This is a genomic window from Pseudomonas sp. D1-36 (genome assembly GCF_051132205.1).
In the GTDB taxonomy this organism is placed as follows: Bacteria; Pseudomonadota; Gammaproteobacteria; order Pseudomonadales; family Pseudomonadaceae; genus Aquipseudomonas.
The window spans coordinates 4,944,065-4,958,433 of sequence record NZ_CP071674.1 but is presented as its reverse complement, the minus strand read 5'-3'; the positions used below and the strand labels follow the sequence as shown (position 1 = coordinate 4,958,433).

General features: G+C 59.3%; 14 protein-coding genes. All 14 read right to left on the bottom strand.

All coding sequences use genetic code 11. The features are described 5' to 3' along the window. Positions 1–6: 6 nt before the first annotated feature. A complete protein-coding gene (locus J3P76_RS22250; protein ID WP_434609345.1) occupies positions 7–759 on the bottom strand; it encodes a class I SAM-dependent methyltransferase in 753 nt (250 codons plus the stop codon). A gap of 43 nt (positions 760–802) precedes the next feature. Beyond that, on the bottom strand, positions 803–1,318 hold the full coding sequence (locus J3P76_RS22245) for a GNAT family N-acetyltransferase (protein ID WP_434701252.1): 516 nt from the start codon (positions 1,316–1,318) through the stop codon (positions 803–805). Then, a complete protein-coding gene (locus J3P76_RS22240) occupies positions 1,296–1,814 on the bottom strand; it encodes a hypothetical protein (RefSeq protein ID WP_434701251.1) in 519 nt (172 codons plus the stop codon). Before J3P76_RS22240 ends, J3P76_RS22245 begins: the two co-directional genes overlap by 23 nt. A gap of 135 nt (positions 1,815–1,949) precedes the next feature. Next, positions 1,950–2,873, bottom strand: coding sequence for an HTH-type transcriptional regulator ArgP (argP, locus tag J3P76_RS22235; RefSeq protein ID WP_434701250.1), 924 nt, complete (start codon positions 2,871–2,873; stop codon positions 1,950–1,952). A gap of 341 nt (positions 2,874–3,214) precedes the next feature. Further along, entirely contained in the window at positions 3,215–3,409 is a 195-nt protein-coding gene (locus J3P76_RS22230) for a DUF1737 domain-containing protein (RefSeq protein ID WP_434609356.1), read from the bottom strand. A 141-nt stretch (positions 3,410–3,550) separates the two neighbouring features. Then, positions 3,551–3,787 (bottom strand): hypothetical protein, encoded by a 237-nt coding sequence (locus J3P76_RS22225; RefSeq protein WP_434609358.1) that lies wholly within the window; start codon positions 3,785–3,787, stop codon positions 3,551–3,553. Positions 3,788–3,971: 184 nt separating this feature from the next. After that, the gene (locus J3P76_RS22220; RefSeq protein ID WP_434609361.1) at positions 3,972–4,292 is read right to left on the bottom strand and encodes a contact-dependent growth inhibition system immunity protein; all 321 of its coding nucleotides are present in this window, start codon (positions 4,290–4,292) and stop codon (positions 3,972–3,974) included. Continuing rightward, complete coding sequence (locus J3P76_RS22215; protein ID WP_434701249.1) at positions 4,289–9,070, bottom strand: RNase A-like domain-containing protein; 4,782 nt, start codon at positions 9,068–9,070, stop codon at positions 4,289–4,291. Before J3P76_RS22215 ends, J3P76_RS22220 begins: the two co-directional genes overlap by 4 nt. A gap of 464 nt (positions 9,071–9,534) precedes the next feature. Then, a complete protein-coding gene (locus tag J3P76_RS22210) occupies positions 9,535–10,266 on the bottom strand; it encodes a LexA family transcriptional regulator (protein ID WP_420767356.1) in 732 nt (243 codons plus the stop codon). 193 nt (positions 10,267–10,459) lie between these two features. After that, complete coding sequence (ppa, locus tag J3P76_RS22205; protein ID WP_003205933.1) at positions 10,460–10,987, bottom strand: inorganic diphosphatase; 528 nt, start codon at positions 10,985–10,987, stop codon at positions 10,460–10,462. Positions 10,988–11,108: 121 nt separating this feature from the next. Continuing rightward, positions 11,109–11,921: a zinc-dependent peptidase gene (locus tag J3P76_RS22200; protein WP_420767355.1), complete on the bottom strand. Its 813-nt coding sequence runs from the start codon at positions 11,919–11,921 to the stop codon at positions 11,109–11,111. A gap of 7 nt (positions 11,922–11,928) precedes the next feature. After that, complete coding sequence (locus J3P76_RS22195; protein WP_434562106.1) at positions 11,929–12,585, bottom strand: DedA family protein; 657 nt, start codon at positions 12,583–12,585, stop codon at positions 11,929–11,931. 388 nt (positions 12,586–12,973) lie between these two features. Next, positions 12,974–13,435, bottom strand: a complete 462-nt coding sequence (locus tag J3P76_RS22190; RefSeq protein ID WP_420767353.1) for a GNAT family N-acetyltransferase — start codon at positions 13,433–13,435, stop codon at positions 12,974–12,976. Between the two features lie 106 nt (positions 13,436–13,541). Further along, positions 13,542–14,366 (bottom strand): ethanolamine ammonia-lyase subunit EutC, encoded by an 825-nt coding sequence (eutC, locus tag J3P76_RS22185; RefSeq protein ID WP_434562108.1) that lies wholly within the window; start codon positions 14,364–14,366, stop codon positions 13,542–13,544. Positions 14,367–14,369: the final 3 nt, after the last annotated feature.

The window sequence follows — 14,369 nt, the reverse complement described above, 5'->3', positions numbered from 1 at the left end:
TTTCAGTTACTGTTTCGCTGCGGATACGAAGAATACGCCGATCCCCGCCCAGCCACCTGGACTCTCGATGCTGTCCTGGATGATCGCCAATTCGCGCCGGGCCGCTTCGAGTTCGGCCTCGGGAAGCACTTCCATCTTGTAGCCGAATACCAGGTCGCAGAACGCCGAGGCTCCGATCAGCGAAGTGGACACCAACAGCATGCTGCAGCGGATGTCGCCGTAACCGGCTCGTTCCAGATAATGGGCCAGCTTGCTGCCCACGTGACGGTCGCCGCCGCGAGCGGCTTGAGCCTTGGCCACGCGGGCAAGAAATGACTGCAGTTCGGGCGGCTGGGGCGATGCGCCAAACCAGCGGTCATCGATGTCGCAAATGCACAAGCGGCCGCCAATCGCCAGGCTGCGATGGATATTGCGCAGGGCACCCAGCGGGTCCGATAAGTGCTGGAACACCAATCGAGCGTAACTGAAGTCGAACTGCCCCGGGTCGGTCAATCGATCGTCATAAAGATTGCACTGGCGAACCTGAGCTTGATCAACCCCCGCGACGGACAGTTGCTCGCGTGTTTCATTGACGCTTATCTGATTGCAATCGAGTGCCAGCAACCTGCTCGGTTTCGTACGAATTGCAATCTGCGTCGTAATGATGCCGGGACCGCAACCCACGTCGAGCACCCGCTGCCCTTCAGCCAATCCGGCTTGTCTCAGGTGATCGAACTCCAGATCCAGCGCGATGCCCGCTTGGGATTTCAGGCGACGCAAGGAGTCCTCGTTGTCTCGAAAGGTTCCCAGCTGATACGACTCGTCAACGACTGACACCATGAGTATTCCCTTCCATTTTTTTCTGTAGCCAGACTATGTCGACCAGATTGTTTTCCAACTTGGCGATTTGTGGGATTCGTACACATTCGTAAAAGCCTTGGGAAATACACCCGCGAGCGCTGGCGTGGTTCGGCCCCAAGATAATGGCAACCAACGATTCGAAACCGGCCTCGCGCGCAGAGACCTCCAGTGCCTGCAACAATCGAATACCCACGCCGCGTGCGCGCATGTCCCGTCGTACATATACGGCAACTTCCGCCATGGTTTCATCGTCCGGTCGGGCTGAAAACGGCTTGAGTGCGCCCCAAGCGACCGTATCCCCCGCGCTGGAAAGATAAACGAGGACCGCAAACCGCTGGTTTTTTCCGAAATAGGTAAGTTCGAACTTTTCAATGCTGTGGTGGGGAACATCGCAATTGGCGAAAACCTTGTCGGCAATTGCCTGGTTATAGGTTTCCACGATGGAGGGTAAATCGTCAGGAGTGGCTGGCCGAATCATCTGGTAACTTCCTGTAGAAGACATTCAACGTTGAATCCCCACTTGCTCCCACCGCGCCGCCTAGCCTGAACGGACTGCTGGAAAACCAGGCAGCGAGTTGTTTCATCTTGCTGTCCACCACGCAGATAAGCGTGTGTACGCCTTGTTCCAGACTATGTGATGCACAGGCCGAGGACAGCACATCGAAGACGGTGAACGTGGCGTCTTCATCGTCACTGTGCAAGACCAACTTCATGCTGCCGTCATAACCGGCACGCTCGTGAAAACGAAAGTAAACGGCCCATCCTGAAGGACTACCATCCTCACGCGTACAACAGTAAGCAGCGCCTGGTCTTAATGGGTTGAATATTTCGGCGACGCAATCACGCGGGCTGGAAAATCGTTGGGCAAGCATGTGTCTCCAAGTATCGCTGCCTTGGCAGTCGATCAAGCATTCCAATATGGCGTCAGGTGTCATGAGGTGTACGTGGTAAGCAGGTAATTCAGTACTTTTCACGATGACGAGCCCCTCGCTCACCCCTGCTGGATATCGCCCGATTCTACGCCCCCAGCCTTTAGCGCAAACCGAGCGTTAGTTTTTTTGAAGCGGCGGCAGTAACGCTTAACAAGTCTTGACGTCATGGCAGCTCGTTCAACATGGCGTGGGTTGAAGAGACCTGCTGGCAGTGTCGATGATTCGTTTCGCTACCAGATCCTTGACGACTGAGTGGTTCATCCAGCCGTGCCAGTAAAGGGGCTCCCTGTAGCTGCTCTGGGGCATCAGATCGACCAACTGACCCTCGTCAATTAACGGCGCAGCGACATCCGCGGGTATCAGCGCGTAGCCAAGTCCCGCCAGGACCGCGTCCTGGACTCTCGGCAGCGAAGGCAAGTAGTGGCAGGGAAATCGCTCGATGGAGACGCCCAGCAATTCGCGCAGGAAGGCGGTATGACGGGTATCGTTGCGTCCCCGCGTGATGGCCGGTGCGTCGAGCAGGGAGTGCGTTCCCAGGCCCCGGGCCAAGTAACGGCGCATGTAGCCAGGCGTGCTGACGCATTTGTATTCCATGGCCCCCAGAGGATGTACTTCGAAGCCATCGAGGGTATCGGCAATGACTGATACACACCCCTGGACATCACCGCGCTTCAGGATATTGAGACTCGAACAACGATCATCGGAAATGACCTCCACACAAACCCGGTCCGCTCGCATCAGTTCGATCAATAACGGCGCAAACCAGGTGTTGAGTGAATCGGGATGTACGCCGATGGCGACCTTGGAAGTGGTGTTGCCCCTGTGCGAAAGACGCCTGAGCACGTCATGTTCCAATGAACGCAATGCCGAGACATGCTGCAACAAGGCCTGGCCGGCGGAGGTGGGATGGATAGGTCTTTCGCGAATGACCAGGATAGTTGAAAGCGAGTTTTCCAGAGATTTGATTCGCTGCGATATGGCACCGCTGGTGATGTTGAGCGCCGACGCAGCGCGTTCAAAACTTTTGTGTTCAATGACGCAGGCAAACGCTTCCAACTGTTGGCGATCCAGCATGACAACCTCCCTGTAGGCATTGAGCATCCGCTACTCAATGCGCGTGATCATGACGTCCATGTGCTCATGGCAATCTTGCCATCCACATACATTTCACACTGGCAGCAATCCGAAACCGGATTGTTTCAAAAGGAAGACAATCGTGGGGAACACGGCCCAAATCGATTTGAACTGGAAACGCCCTATTATGGGGCGTCGCGTTTGTATTCTTTTCCGATACAAATCGCGTCTGCCCTCAGGCCCTGTTAGTGCTGAGAGCTATATACTTATGCGGATACAAAATAGACCTTCGAACCCTATCAGACAAGTCCCAATCTCCTCGCTTGGATCCAAATAAAGTACTGGCCTTTTGCTTGGGGGCATTGCTGTCAAGCCGGTGCCATTGCCGAAGGCCAGACAACCGCCTGGGCGACGATGACCCGTTCTCCGTTGAATGTGACGGAGGGAGCGCCATGGAGCATATAACCCATCTTCAATGCATCGCTGACGCGATGACAGAACGCGGAATCGTCTGGGCCGGTCAGCACGCGATAGATCGGAAGGCCTTCGGGCGGAAGGGACATAGAGTTTCTCCTTGGGTCAGAGCGGTGCAGCATTCCTGATTGTCCGGTGCTGCCGTGGATAAGCGTTCTACGTGTGTTGGCAGTCTACTTCGGCGCGGGGGAAGGCGAATACCTGTAAAGGGAATGCTGGCGCGGTTCCGCCTAACCGCCTGCCCGCAGGGGCCCGCCGACCGGTACGTATGCCACCGGCGCATCCTGAGGCAGAGTCTCGATCGGATCCTCGCGATAACCGAAGCCTTCTTCCTTGAGATTGATCGAATGCACGCTGTGCTCTCGGGCGGTGCTGTCGGTGAGCTTGGTGAATAGGCGGTGATCGGCGGGCAAGGTGAAGCGGTCGCCGGGGTGGAGTTGGGCGAAGGTGAGGGTTGGGTTGTTCATGGCGGCGGGGCTCCGTCTTGGGTTGGTCTCTTTAAAATTGAGCGGGAGCGCTGGGATTGGGTTCCGTTTTTTTGATTATCGACTCAGTGGCGGGGGTGGAACACGACACCAGCATCCATGTGAATCCCATGTGGGAGCGAGCCTGCTCGCGAAGGCGGTGTGTCAGTCGAGAGCAACTCAACTTTCATTTGGGACGGCCAAGCTGACTGATTGTAATGTCTAATCTGTTAGCAATATGAAGCAGCCATTGTTCGCCGGTTTGCCATTCGTTCCAGTAACAGTAATAACAGCTAAGTTCCTTCAAGAGATAATCTCTTAAGTCCTGCTCACTTCTCTGTTCGTTAAGCAATGAGTCGATTTCCTGCTGGACGAGTCTCAGGATGCCGATATTCGATTCAACTAAAAAGGAACTAATGACTTCTTCTGAGCTTCCATGCTCGATCATCCAGTCTTGATGAAAGTAGGCGCCAAAAAAATCATGCAGTTCGACAAGTTTTGTTTTCATGCTTCAGGGAATCCTGTCAGTAAAAAATAGCCCTCTGGTTTCCTAGGGTCTTTTTTCAGTACAAACAAAGCCTTATACGCTGGTATATGATCATCGCGGTCGCGCAGTAAGCTGACACCAACCGGCTCGGCATAAGTATGTGTGATTTTTGTTTTCGTCTTTGGGCTATTTAAAAAGTCTTCAATGTTCTGTTTATTGGCGGCTATCCCCCTGGCTGCGGACGACTCGGCAGTCGCTCTATCAGGGAATGTGGAAGCCGCAGGGATATTAGGCTCTGCTTCCATCCTTTGGGCTAGCTGTGCATCTGTTCTGCCTACGTGCTTTGCAATCAAATGCCCACCGCGAGCCTCATGCGCAGCCAAACCTCCCCCGGGCACTATTTCGCTGTACGGCCCATCGGCCTCAATATCTCCAGGGCAACATGACAACCCCAACGGATCCACCCACCCCGTCGGGTTCAGGGTGTACCGATACCCATTGAGCCCACCCGCCAGCTTGCTCGGGTCTAGCGTCAGATACCGCCCCGTCTCCGGATTGTAGTACCGGTGCCGGTTGTAATGCAGGCCGCTTTCCCGGTCGTGGTATTGCCCCTGAAAGCGCAGCGGTTGTTCCAGGCGCTTGCCGTCGCCGTGGCGCAGTTCGGTGAGTTTGCCGTAGCCGTTGTAGCGCGCGGCCCAGACGACTTCGCCTTGGTGGCTGGTCAGTTCCTGGGGAGTGCCGAGGTGGTCGAGGTGGTAGTAGAACGGCGTGGCTTTTTCCGGGCCTGCGCCTTCCAGCAGGGCCAGGGGGCGGAAGGTGCCGGGCTCATAGACGTAGCTCTGGTAGTGACGGTCGCTGCTTTCAGCGATGACCTGGTCGCCCTGCCAGATGAATTCCGTGGTGAGGCCGTCCACGGTCTTTTCGATGCGTCGGCCGAAGGCGTCGTAGCGGTAGGAGGTTTCGCTTCCGTCGGGGGTGGTGACGCCGATGAGCCGATGTTGGCTGTCGTAGCGGTATTGCGTGACGAGGCACTGGGCATGGCCGCGGCGTTCGCGGACCAGGTTGCCGTAGGCGTCGTAGTCATAGTGACGATCACCCTCCATCAGCAGGCGGTTGCCCTTGAGGGTGGTCGGGCCGGGACGGTCGTTGAACAACACATTGCCGGCCGGGTCGTGGGAAAAGTGTTCCGGGGGTTGGCTGTGGGCGTAGTCGATGCGCACCAGGCGATCCAGCGCGTCGTAGTGGTAGCCGCGTCGGTTTCGCGTGTCGGAAAGCGCGGCGAGGTTGCCGTTGGCGCTGTAGGAATAGTCACGCCAGAACAGTTGTTTTTGCTGGCTTTGCCACACGGTCTGGGCCTTGAGGCGACCCTGTTCGTCGTAGCTGTAGTCGCTGAGCAACTGGCCCTGCTGGCGCTGGCGTTCGCGGCCGCCCTTGAAGCGGTGTTCGGTCAGGCACGTGCCGTTGAGGTCGATGGCGATCAGCGCCCCGCCTCGCAGGTGGCGGTAATCCAGGGTGCTGCGATCGGGCAGGCGGCAATGTACCAACCGGCCGGCATTGTCGTAGCGATAATGCAGGCTCGCCCAACCCTGGTGTTCGGCGACGAGGCGGTCCTGGTTGTCGTATTCGTAGGCCAGCGGCCAATGGCCGTCTTCAACGCTGATCAACCGCCCGAGGGCGTCGTAGCCGTACTCGACCGTGGCACCGTCGGGCAAGGTCTTGCGCAGCAGGCGGCCGGCGGTGTCGCGTTGGTAGGCGGTGATCCGCTGGCTGCCGTCGGCGCCGAACTCGGTCTTTTCCAGCAGGTGGCCGTTGAGGTCGTAGGCATAGCCGGTGCGCTGGCCGTCGAAGCCGGTTTCCTGTCGGATCAGTCCGTTGGGCGTGTAGTCCAGCTGATACTTTTCGCCGGATTCGTTCTCGATTTCGGTCAGCAACAGCCGCGCCGAGTCGTAGCGGTACTTCAGTTCGCTGCCGTCGGGGTTGAGGCGGCGGCTGACCAGGTGCAGATCGTCGGCGTATTCGTAGCGGGTGACGCGCCCCAGTTCGTCCCGTTCCGCGGTGACCTTGCCGTAGGCGTTGTAGCTCCATGCACGGGTCGCGCCGGTGGGCAGGGTGGTCTGTAGCAAGCGGCCCACGGCGTCCCATTGGTAATGGGTGACGGCGCCGCTTTCGTCTTGACGGGTCAGCAGGCGGCCCAGGGCGTCGTAGGAAAAAACTCGCTGGCCGTCGTCCGGCAGGATTTCTTCCGTCAGTTGGCCCAACGGGTTTCGCACAAAATGATGGGCACCGCCGTCCGGGTAGCTGATGGTGTTCAGTTGCCCCTGGTCGTCGTAGTGATACCAGGTGCTTTGGCGAGCCGGGTCGACGACTTCGATGATGTCGCCCTGGGCATTGCGCCAGTAGGTCCACACGGCCTTGCCGCGAGTCCGGGCGTGCAGGAAACCGTTTCGGTATTCGTAGGACGTGGGCTCGCCTTCCGGCGGAATCAGCGCCACCAGCCGTCCGACTTCGTCGTAGCGGTATTCGGTGACGGCGCCCAGCGGGTCTTGCTCGGCGATCAGCCGGCCCTGTTCGTCATAAGCCTTGAGGTGTTCGCCGCCGGCGGGATCGACCTGGCGCACCAGCCGCGCGCGGTCGTCGTGGACATACACGTCCTGGCTGCCATCGATATGCCGGACCGTGACGCTGCCGTCGTCGCCCCACGTGTAGCGGCTGTCCATCTGCGCGAACGAAGCCCAATGCCGGACACAGCGCGCCGCCGGGCCGAGGCCTTGCCACTCCCAGTAGAAACTCGCGCCCCCGGCCAGTTGCCGCTGGAGGATGACGTGCTGGTCGTCGTAGTCGTAGCGCTCGCTCTCGCCGGCGGCGTTGGTCGCTTCGATGAGGCGCAAACGCGCATCGTAGCGGTAGGTCACCAGGGTCTGTTCGGTGCGCCAGGCTTCGTCGAGGGTCAGCGCCGGGTGGAAGCTCTGATAGTCGATGGCGACCAGGTGCCGATGCTCGTAGCGCAAACGCAAACAGCGGCCGGCACCGTTGTCCAGACGGCTGATGTCGCCGTAGATGTTGCGTTGGACGGTCAGGCGGTTGTCGTACCGATCGCTCAGGGCCGTCAGATGACCGTCGCGAAAATGTAGGAAAGGAGCGTCTTCGCCGGGCTGGGCGACGATCAATTCGTCCGGCTCGTTGCTCAGGTAAATCGCCGCGCGGGCCAGGCTGTTGTGGATGGCTGAGCGTTGCAGGCTGGGCCGGGGAAACGTGGTGCGGCGGTTTTCCTGGTCGACCCAGGTCACCTGCTCGCCGTCGATCAACAGGCGATGGGCCAGGGCATGGGTCCATCCGCGGCCGAGGCCGATGTCCAGGTCGGCGGCGCTGGTGCGGTAGAGGCGGGTGAAGACGAAGGGCAAGCGTCCGTCGAGGGTGCCGTCTTCGAGGGTGAGCAGCTCTTCGCCGGTGACCATGGACACCGGGCAACCGTCGGTGCGGGTCTGGGCGGCGCTGTCGGCGGGGTCGCCGTTGGGGTTTTTCGATTGGGCGGGGGCGTCGTCGTGGGGCTCGTACTTGTTTAGCTGAGTGGAAGGCTGGGATTTTTCCCGCACGATCGCGGCAGGATTGCTGACCGACAGAGGTGGGGAGTCTCCCGTGGTGATTTGCAAGGGTCTGACAGGCGCCGGCCCCACTGAAGGTCCTCGCCCCGCAATCACGACCGGCTTGAGCACATCGGCATGAGCGTTAAGGCTGTCGCCACCGAGTTGGCCCAGGCGTTGGCTCGAGGCCTGCAACCATGCGCGGGCTCGTTCCGAGCGAACCAAGCGCAGCGCCTTGCCGCTCAGGCGCAGGCCTATGCCTAAGCCGCCGGTAACGATTGCCAGGATGAAGTTGATCAGCACCGCAGCGCGCACTTCGCCCAGGACTTCGGCCAAATATTGCGGTGGCAACATCCGCAGCCAACTGGTGAACGCCGCCGTGTAAACGAAGAGCAAGGGCTCATCGCTCACAATCATCAGCGCTTTGGCGATCGCCTCTGACGAAGTTTCCAGCAGTTGCTCAAGCTCGGCCTCGGTGAGGTATTCCAGGAGCTTTTCACTGTTGGCCTTAAGGTCCGCCAGCAGATCGAAGATCTGTTTGATGTCGTCCCACAGTTCAAACAGGCCTTTTTCAAAGCCGCGTAACTGAGACTGCTCCAACAGGTCGACGCGCTTGAAAAAACGGCTGTCGGAGAATTCCTTCCACTGTGGTTGAAACTCGTTCCACTCGGCTTTCAGCCAACCTTCGAGCTCGGCGATCGCTGTTTGATAAGAGGCATACAGCGCCCTGACGTGATCGCTCGTGACATTCGGAAAAAAGCTGATGCGGTAACGCTGGCCGCGGTCGCATTCAGGGATTTCCAGGATGCCGCTGGGGCCGATGACGTATGGGATTGGATCGCCAAACGTTTCTTTCCCCAGCGCGTCCCGAATGATGGGCTCGAGCACCACCGGTGTGTCGCCGATTGGCACGAAACGTGATGCCTGGAACATATGCACAAGGGTCAATGGACCTTGTGCCGGACAGCTCGCCACCACGGCACTGACTTGCTTGCCGCCGTCCTTCGTAGGCGCGAGCGAGACCTCATTGCCGACCTTGAACACCTGCTCGATGTCCAGCGTCTGGCCGTTCCAGAACTTTTGCGCCCAGGTGTCGTAGTCGCCCAGGCAATTGCGAAAATCCTGTAGCACCGCCTCGACATTGGGCTTGTTCATGACGGCCAGGACCAGCGAACCAATGGCGCCGCTTAGAGACGGGGTCTTGTCAGGGAAACGCATTCAGACATCTCGCAACGCAGGAAGGCGCGAGACTTTGCCGGGGATGGCTGGAGAAATAAGTCAGGAAAGGAGATAGGGTCTGTAGGGCAAATCTTTAATTGGTTCCGGATAGGCAAGAACCCGCTGGACCCCTTGGAATTCAGACAATAAAAAGCCGGCTTATGGCCGGCTTCTCGTTGACTGATTCAGTTCGTTTTTGACAAACCTTACCAGCCTTCAAAACGTACATCCGGCTCTTGCGGCCGGCTGTGGGACTTGGTCAGAAAGTGATCTGCCTTGTCGGTGCGAGGCGTGGGCTCGCAAATGTGGGGCGGAGGATACGCGGGTTTGCTTTGGAATCCCAGTGGTAAGTGGTGTGGAATCATTGGGTTAGGGGTGAATCAGGGGGAACAGCGGGGGGCTGCTGCGCAGCCCAGCGGGAGCAAGCTCCCTCGCCACGAAAAGCGATCCCTGCCGTTGGGAAGTCAATCGGACACCGGCGGTCTCTGTTTGTTGAGGGTTGACCACCAGAACACCCAGCCGATCACGTGGATGTGTTGTGCGTCGATCTGTTCGGCGCTGAAGACTTCGTCGGGGTAGGCGGCGCTGTTGTGGCTGCGCAGCCGAAGTCGGTTACCGGGGATGCGGTGCAGGTATTTGATGCGCAGCATGCCGTCGTGTTCGAGGGCGTAGATTTGGCCGTCGACGATTTGGGTCAGACCCCGGTCGATGGCGAGGGTGGAGCCGTCTTCGATGCGTTCGGCCATGCTGTCACCGACCATGGTGGTGCAGATGGCGTCGCTGGGGTCGATTTCCAGGGATTCTAGGTGGGTGCGGGGCAGGCGGATGGATTGATCGGGGATTTCGGTGATGTAAGTTTTGGTTTCGCCGGGGGCAATCGGGACTTCCTTGTAGAACGGCAGTTCGATGTCCGTGGTTTCCGCCACGCTGTAGACGCCGTCGTTTTCGGCGGCTTCATAGGTGGTGCCGGGGCCGAGGCCCAGTGGGGTTTGCGGGCCTTCGCCGGTGGCGAGCCATTGCGGGCTGACGGTGAGCAGGCCGGCGATGCTGTAGATGCGTCCCGGTGGGATGCCACGGTTGAACCAGTTATTTACATGCTGCGATTTTACGCCGTACAACTTCGCGAAGTCGGCGGATCGGATGTTGGCTTCTTTGAGAAGGGCTCTGAAGCGGTCGCCACTGGAATGTATTTTCATAAACGGAAAGTTTAGGGGCGACTGCGCTTTCGGCAATAAACATGTCGTGTGAATTTATAAGATGATCTTTCCGTTTGCAGGAACCAAAACTAGCGGGATAAACGCAGGTAAACGCTGGTAATACGAAGTTGTATTAGCCAGGGTCCAAGCATAAAAAAACCCCGGTTAACCGGGGTTCTTTTTAAGTTCGGTCTCAGCCTTTGTAGGCGGCAACCGACTTGGTGATCGCTTCGCGGGCGGCGTCTGCGCCGGCCCAGCCTTCGATCTTGACCCACTTGCCTTTTTCGAGGTCTTTGTAGTTCGCGAAGAAGTGCTCGATCTGCTGGATCAGCAGTGGTGGCAGGTCGGTGTATTCCTTCACATCGACGTACAGTTGCGACAGTTTGTCGTGGGGTACTGCGATGACTTTGGCATCGCCGCCGCCGTCGTCGGTCATGTTCAGAATGCCGACTGGACGGGCGCGGATGACCGAGCCTGGAGCCACTGGGTAAGGGGTTACGACCAGCACGTCGAGGGGGTCGCCGTCGTCGGCCAGGGTATTGGGGATGTAACCGTAGTTGGCCGGGTAGAACATCGGGGTGGCCATGAAACGGTCAACGAACAGGCAATCGCTGTCTTTGTCGATTTCGTATTTGATCGGGGCGTGGTTGGCCGGGATTTCGATCGCGACGTAGATGTCGTTCGGCAGGTCTTTGCCAGCCGGAATCTTGCTGTAGCTCATTGGGCGGTGCCCCCGTTAGTTGACCAGATGACTGGTCGGATTGACCAAAAAGTGGCGGCGATTATAGGCATATTCGGCCGCTGTTGCCACGCTACCAGGGTCTTGGGCTTTGCCCTAGACCTTAGTATGACGCCTGATAGACCGGATCTTCGGCCTGAAGTTGCCGCAGCCGGGCCAACGGATCCTGGCGGTAAAACGCCTTGAGCTGTTCATACACCCGAGGATAGGCCTGGTGCAGCAGATCCGGGGCGCTGAAGAAGTATTCGCTGGTGACGGCGAAGAACTCGGCGGGGTTTTCGGCGGCATAGGGATCGATGGCGGTTTCTGCGTCGGGGTTGTGGTCGAGCTGGCGGTCCAGATCATCGAATGCATGTTGCATGGCGTCGGCCCAGTCGCTGACGCGCATGTCGGCGTGGAGCGGTGGCAGGCCGTTGGCGTCGCCGTTGAGCATGTCGAGTTTGTGCGCCAGTTCGTGGATCACCAGGTTGTAACCGTCCCAGCCGCCGCTGGCCATCACGCCGTCCCAGGCCAGGATGATCGGGCCTTGGGGCCAGGCTTCGCCGCTGTGTTCGCCGTCCCATTCGTGCTCGATGCCGCTGGCGTCGCGGTAGCGTTGGGGGCTGAGGAAGTCGTCGGGGTAGAGGACGATTTCGTGGAAGCCCTGGTACCAGTTCAGGTCGCCGAGGTGCATCAGTGGCAATTGGGCCTGGGCGGCGAGCAGCAGGCGTTGTTCCTGGTGCAGTTCGACGCCGGGCAGGGCGGTGAGGTGTTTGTCGTGCAGGAACAGTACGCAGGCTTCACGCAGCCATTGGTCTTCTTCGGCGCTGATGCCGTCGAGGAAGCTCAATTGCTGGCGCACCCGTTGCCAGGTGTCCTCGGCCACGGGGTGTTTGGCGAGGGCGCGTCGGCGGCGCCAGTTGCTCAAGGACCACATGGAGCGATCAGCGCGTTTCGGCTTTTGAGCCGCGCTGGCTCATTTTGCTGCGCACCAGGCCAATGATCATCGGCAGCAGCGACAGCAGGATGATGCCCACCACCAGCAGCGACAGGTTTTGCTTGATGAAGGGCACGTTGCCGAAGAAGTAGCCGAGGGTCACCAGGCCGCCAACCCATAGGATGGTGCCAAGGACGCTGAAGCCGAAGAAACGCAGGTAATTCATCTTGCCGACGCCGGCGACGAAGGGCGCGAAGGTGCGGATGATCGGCAGGAAGCGCGCCAGGGTCACGGTTTTGCCGCCGTGTTTATCGTAGAAATCGTGGGTCTGCTGCAGGTAGTCGCGGCGGAAGATTTTCGAGTTGGGGTTGCTGAACAGTTTTTCGCCAGCGGTACGGCCGATGAGGTAGTTGGTGCTGTCGCCGAGGATGGCCGCGAGCATCAACAGGCCCCCCAGCAGTACCGGGTCCATGGCGCCACCGGCGGCTACGGCGCCGGCGATGAACAACAGGGAGTCGCCCGGCAGGAACGGCATGACCACCAGGCCGGTTTCACAGAAGATCACCAGGAACAGGATGGCGTAGATCCACGTCCCGTAGTTGGTCACCAGCATGTCGAGGTAGACGTCGAGATGCAGGATGAGGTCGAGGGGGTTGAAATCCATGCGTAACACCTTGGTGGCGGCCCGACTCGGCGGGGCTGGTGGGTCAGGCTTTGAGTATGGGCTACAGGATGTGTAGCTTTTTCTTACAAGCTGGGAAGAGCGGCATTATACGGTGGGGATTGTGAAGCGCGTGTTGAGTTTGTAGCGGGGGATTTCCAAGGGGACTGGCTGGATGAGGCGTGGCTCGGACCGATTTTGTGGCGAGGGAGCTTGCTCCCGCTGGACCGCGTAGCGGTCCCAAAGCAGGCAGCTCGGTCGGCCTGATGTACCGCGTGCTCAGGTTTTGGGGCTGCTGCGCAGCCCAGCGGGAGCAAGCTCCCTCGCCACGAGGGTTTCACTCAGTCACAAGGTTTCACCTGGCCACAGAGGCTTCATCTAGCCGCAGGGGTCAAAGCCCTTCACTGATCGGCAGCACGTAGTTCTTGAACTCGGAGTCTTCCTTGAAGCCGATCGACTCGTAGGTTTTCTGCGCGACGTCGTTGTTGCTGCTGGTGGAGACGCGCATGCGGACGGCGTTGGTTTCCTTGGCCATTTTTTTTGCGGTGCGGATCAGGTTGTCGGCGACGAGTTGGCGGCGGGCGTCTTCGGCGACGTAGATGTCGTTGAGGATCCACACGCGCTTGAGCGACAGCGACGAGAAGCTGGGGTAGAGCTGGCAGAAGCCGAGCAACTTGCTGTCGTCGTCATCCGGCAGGGCCAGGTAGATCACCGACTCCTTGCGGCGCAGGCGTTTTTCCAGGAAGGCCCGGGACGAGTCCGGAAAAGGCAGCGAGCCGTAGAATTCCCGGTATTTGACGAACAATGGGGTCAGCAGGTCCAGGTGTTCCAGCGTCGCTTGGATAATCCGCATGGTAGGTCTCGTCTGCAAAGGTCGACATCAAGTCTGACAACAACGGCGGACTGCCGTGCCCAGATGCTGCCTGAAAGCGGATCAAAAGCGCAATTGCATGACAGGTTCAGCTTGGGGGCGGCGCCAGTAGGAAATTACCTTTCATATCGGCACCGTTTTCCGCCTCTAAAGTGTTTACCTGGGCTTCGTCCTTCAGATTGACCCCCGAGAGCTGTCGGCGACAGGCCTCGCGCATCAGATAGATCAGGCGATGGGCCGCCATGCCATAGCTCAGGCCTTCGAGGCGCACATTGGAGATGCAGTTGCGATACGCATCGGTCAGGCCGACCTTGGGGGCGTAGGTGAAATACAGCCCCAGGCTGTCGGGGGAGCTGAGGCCGGGGCGTTCACCGATCAGGATCACCGACATTTTTGCGCCGAGCCGCTGCGCCACTTCATCGGCCACCGCGACGCGGCCCTGTTCCACCAAAACGATGGGCGACACAGACCAGCCTTCGGCGGCGATCTGTTCTTCCAGGCGCGCCAGGAACGGCAGCGTATGGCGATGTACCGCCAGCGCTGACAGCCCGTCAGCCACCACAATGACCAAGTCCACACCGCCGGGATGGGCGGCGGCGTAGTCCTGAAGGATTTGCGCGGAGGCGTCGTCGAGCCGTCGACCCAGATCCGGGCGTTGTAGATAGCTATTGCGGTCGCTGGCTGCGCTGTGGAGCAACAGGCTTTCACGGCCACGCTCAGTCAGTTGTGCGCGGATGCCCTGGTGATCGAATGCCAGGTGCACAGCATCGCGGGCCTGGGCGTGGGCGAATTGGAAGTCCAGTTGCGCCGAGGTGGGTAGGCTGGTGCCGGTGCGGCCCAGGGCGATGCGCGCCGGGGTGAGGTTGCGCAGGTTCAGCCAAGGGTTTTGCGAATCGACGGGGTTTTTATCCATGGG

Bases quoted from the DNA above. Each gene is read 5' to 3' on its own strand.
- J3P76_RS22190 (WP_420767353.1), bottom strand. From the start codon at position 13,435: ATGCGGATTATCCAAGCGACGCTGGAACACCTGGACCTGCTGACCCCA.
- J3P76_RS22245 (WP_434701252.1), bottom strand. From the start codon at position 1,318: ATGATTCGGCCAGCCACTCCTGACGATTTACCCTCCATCGTGGAAACC.
- argP (WP_434701250.1), bottom strand. From the start codon at position 2,873: ATGCTCAATGCCTACAGGGAGGTTGTCATGCTGGATCGCCAACAGTTG.
- J3P76_RS22195 (WP_434562106.1), bottom strand. From the start codon at position 12,585: ATGGATTTCAACCCCCTCGACCTCATCCTGCATCTCGACGTCTACCTC.
- J3P76_RS22220 (WP_434609361.1), bottom strand. From the start codon at position 4,292: ATGAAAACAAAACTTGTCGAACTGCATGATTTTTTTGGCGCCTACTTT.
- ppa (WP_003205933.1), bottom strand. From the start codon at position 10,987: ATGAGCTACAGCAAGATTCCGGCTGGCAAAGACCTGCCGAACGACATC.
- J3P76_RS22215 (WP_434701249.1), bottom strand. From the start codon at position 9,070: ATGCGTTTCCCTGACAAGACCCCGTCTCTAAGCGGCGCCATTGGTTCG.
- J3P76_RS22230 (WP_434609356.1), bottom strand. From the start codon at position 3,409: ATGTCCCTTCCGCCCGAAGGCCTTCCGATCTATCGCGTGCTGACCGGC.
- J3P76_RS22200 (WP_420767355.1), bottom strand. From the start codon at position 11,921: ATGTGGTCCTTGAGCAACTGGCGCCGCCGACGCGCCCTCGCCAAACAC.
- eutC (WP_434562108.1), bottom strand. From the start codon at position 14,366: ATGGATAAAAACCCCGTCGATTCGCAAAACCCTTGGCTGAACCTGCGC.
- J3P76_RS22225 (WP_434609358.1), bottom strand. From the start codon at position 3,787: ATGAACAACCCAACCCTCACCTTCGCCCAACTCCACCCCGGCGACCGC.
- J3P76_RS22210 (WP_420767356.1), bottom strand. From the start codon at position 10,266: ATGAAAATACATTCCAGTGGCGACCGCTTCAGAGCCCTTCTCAAAGAA.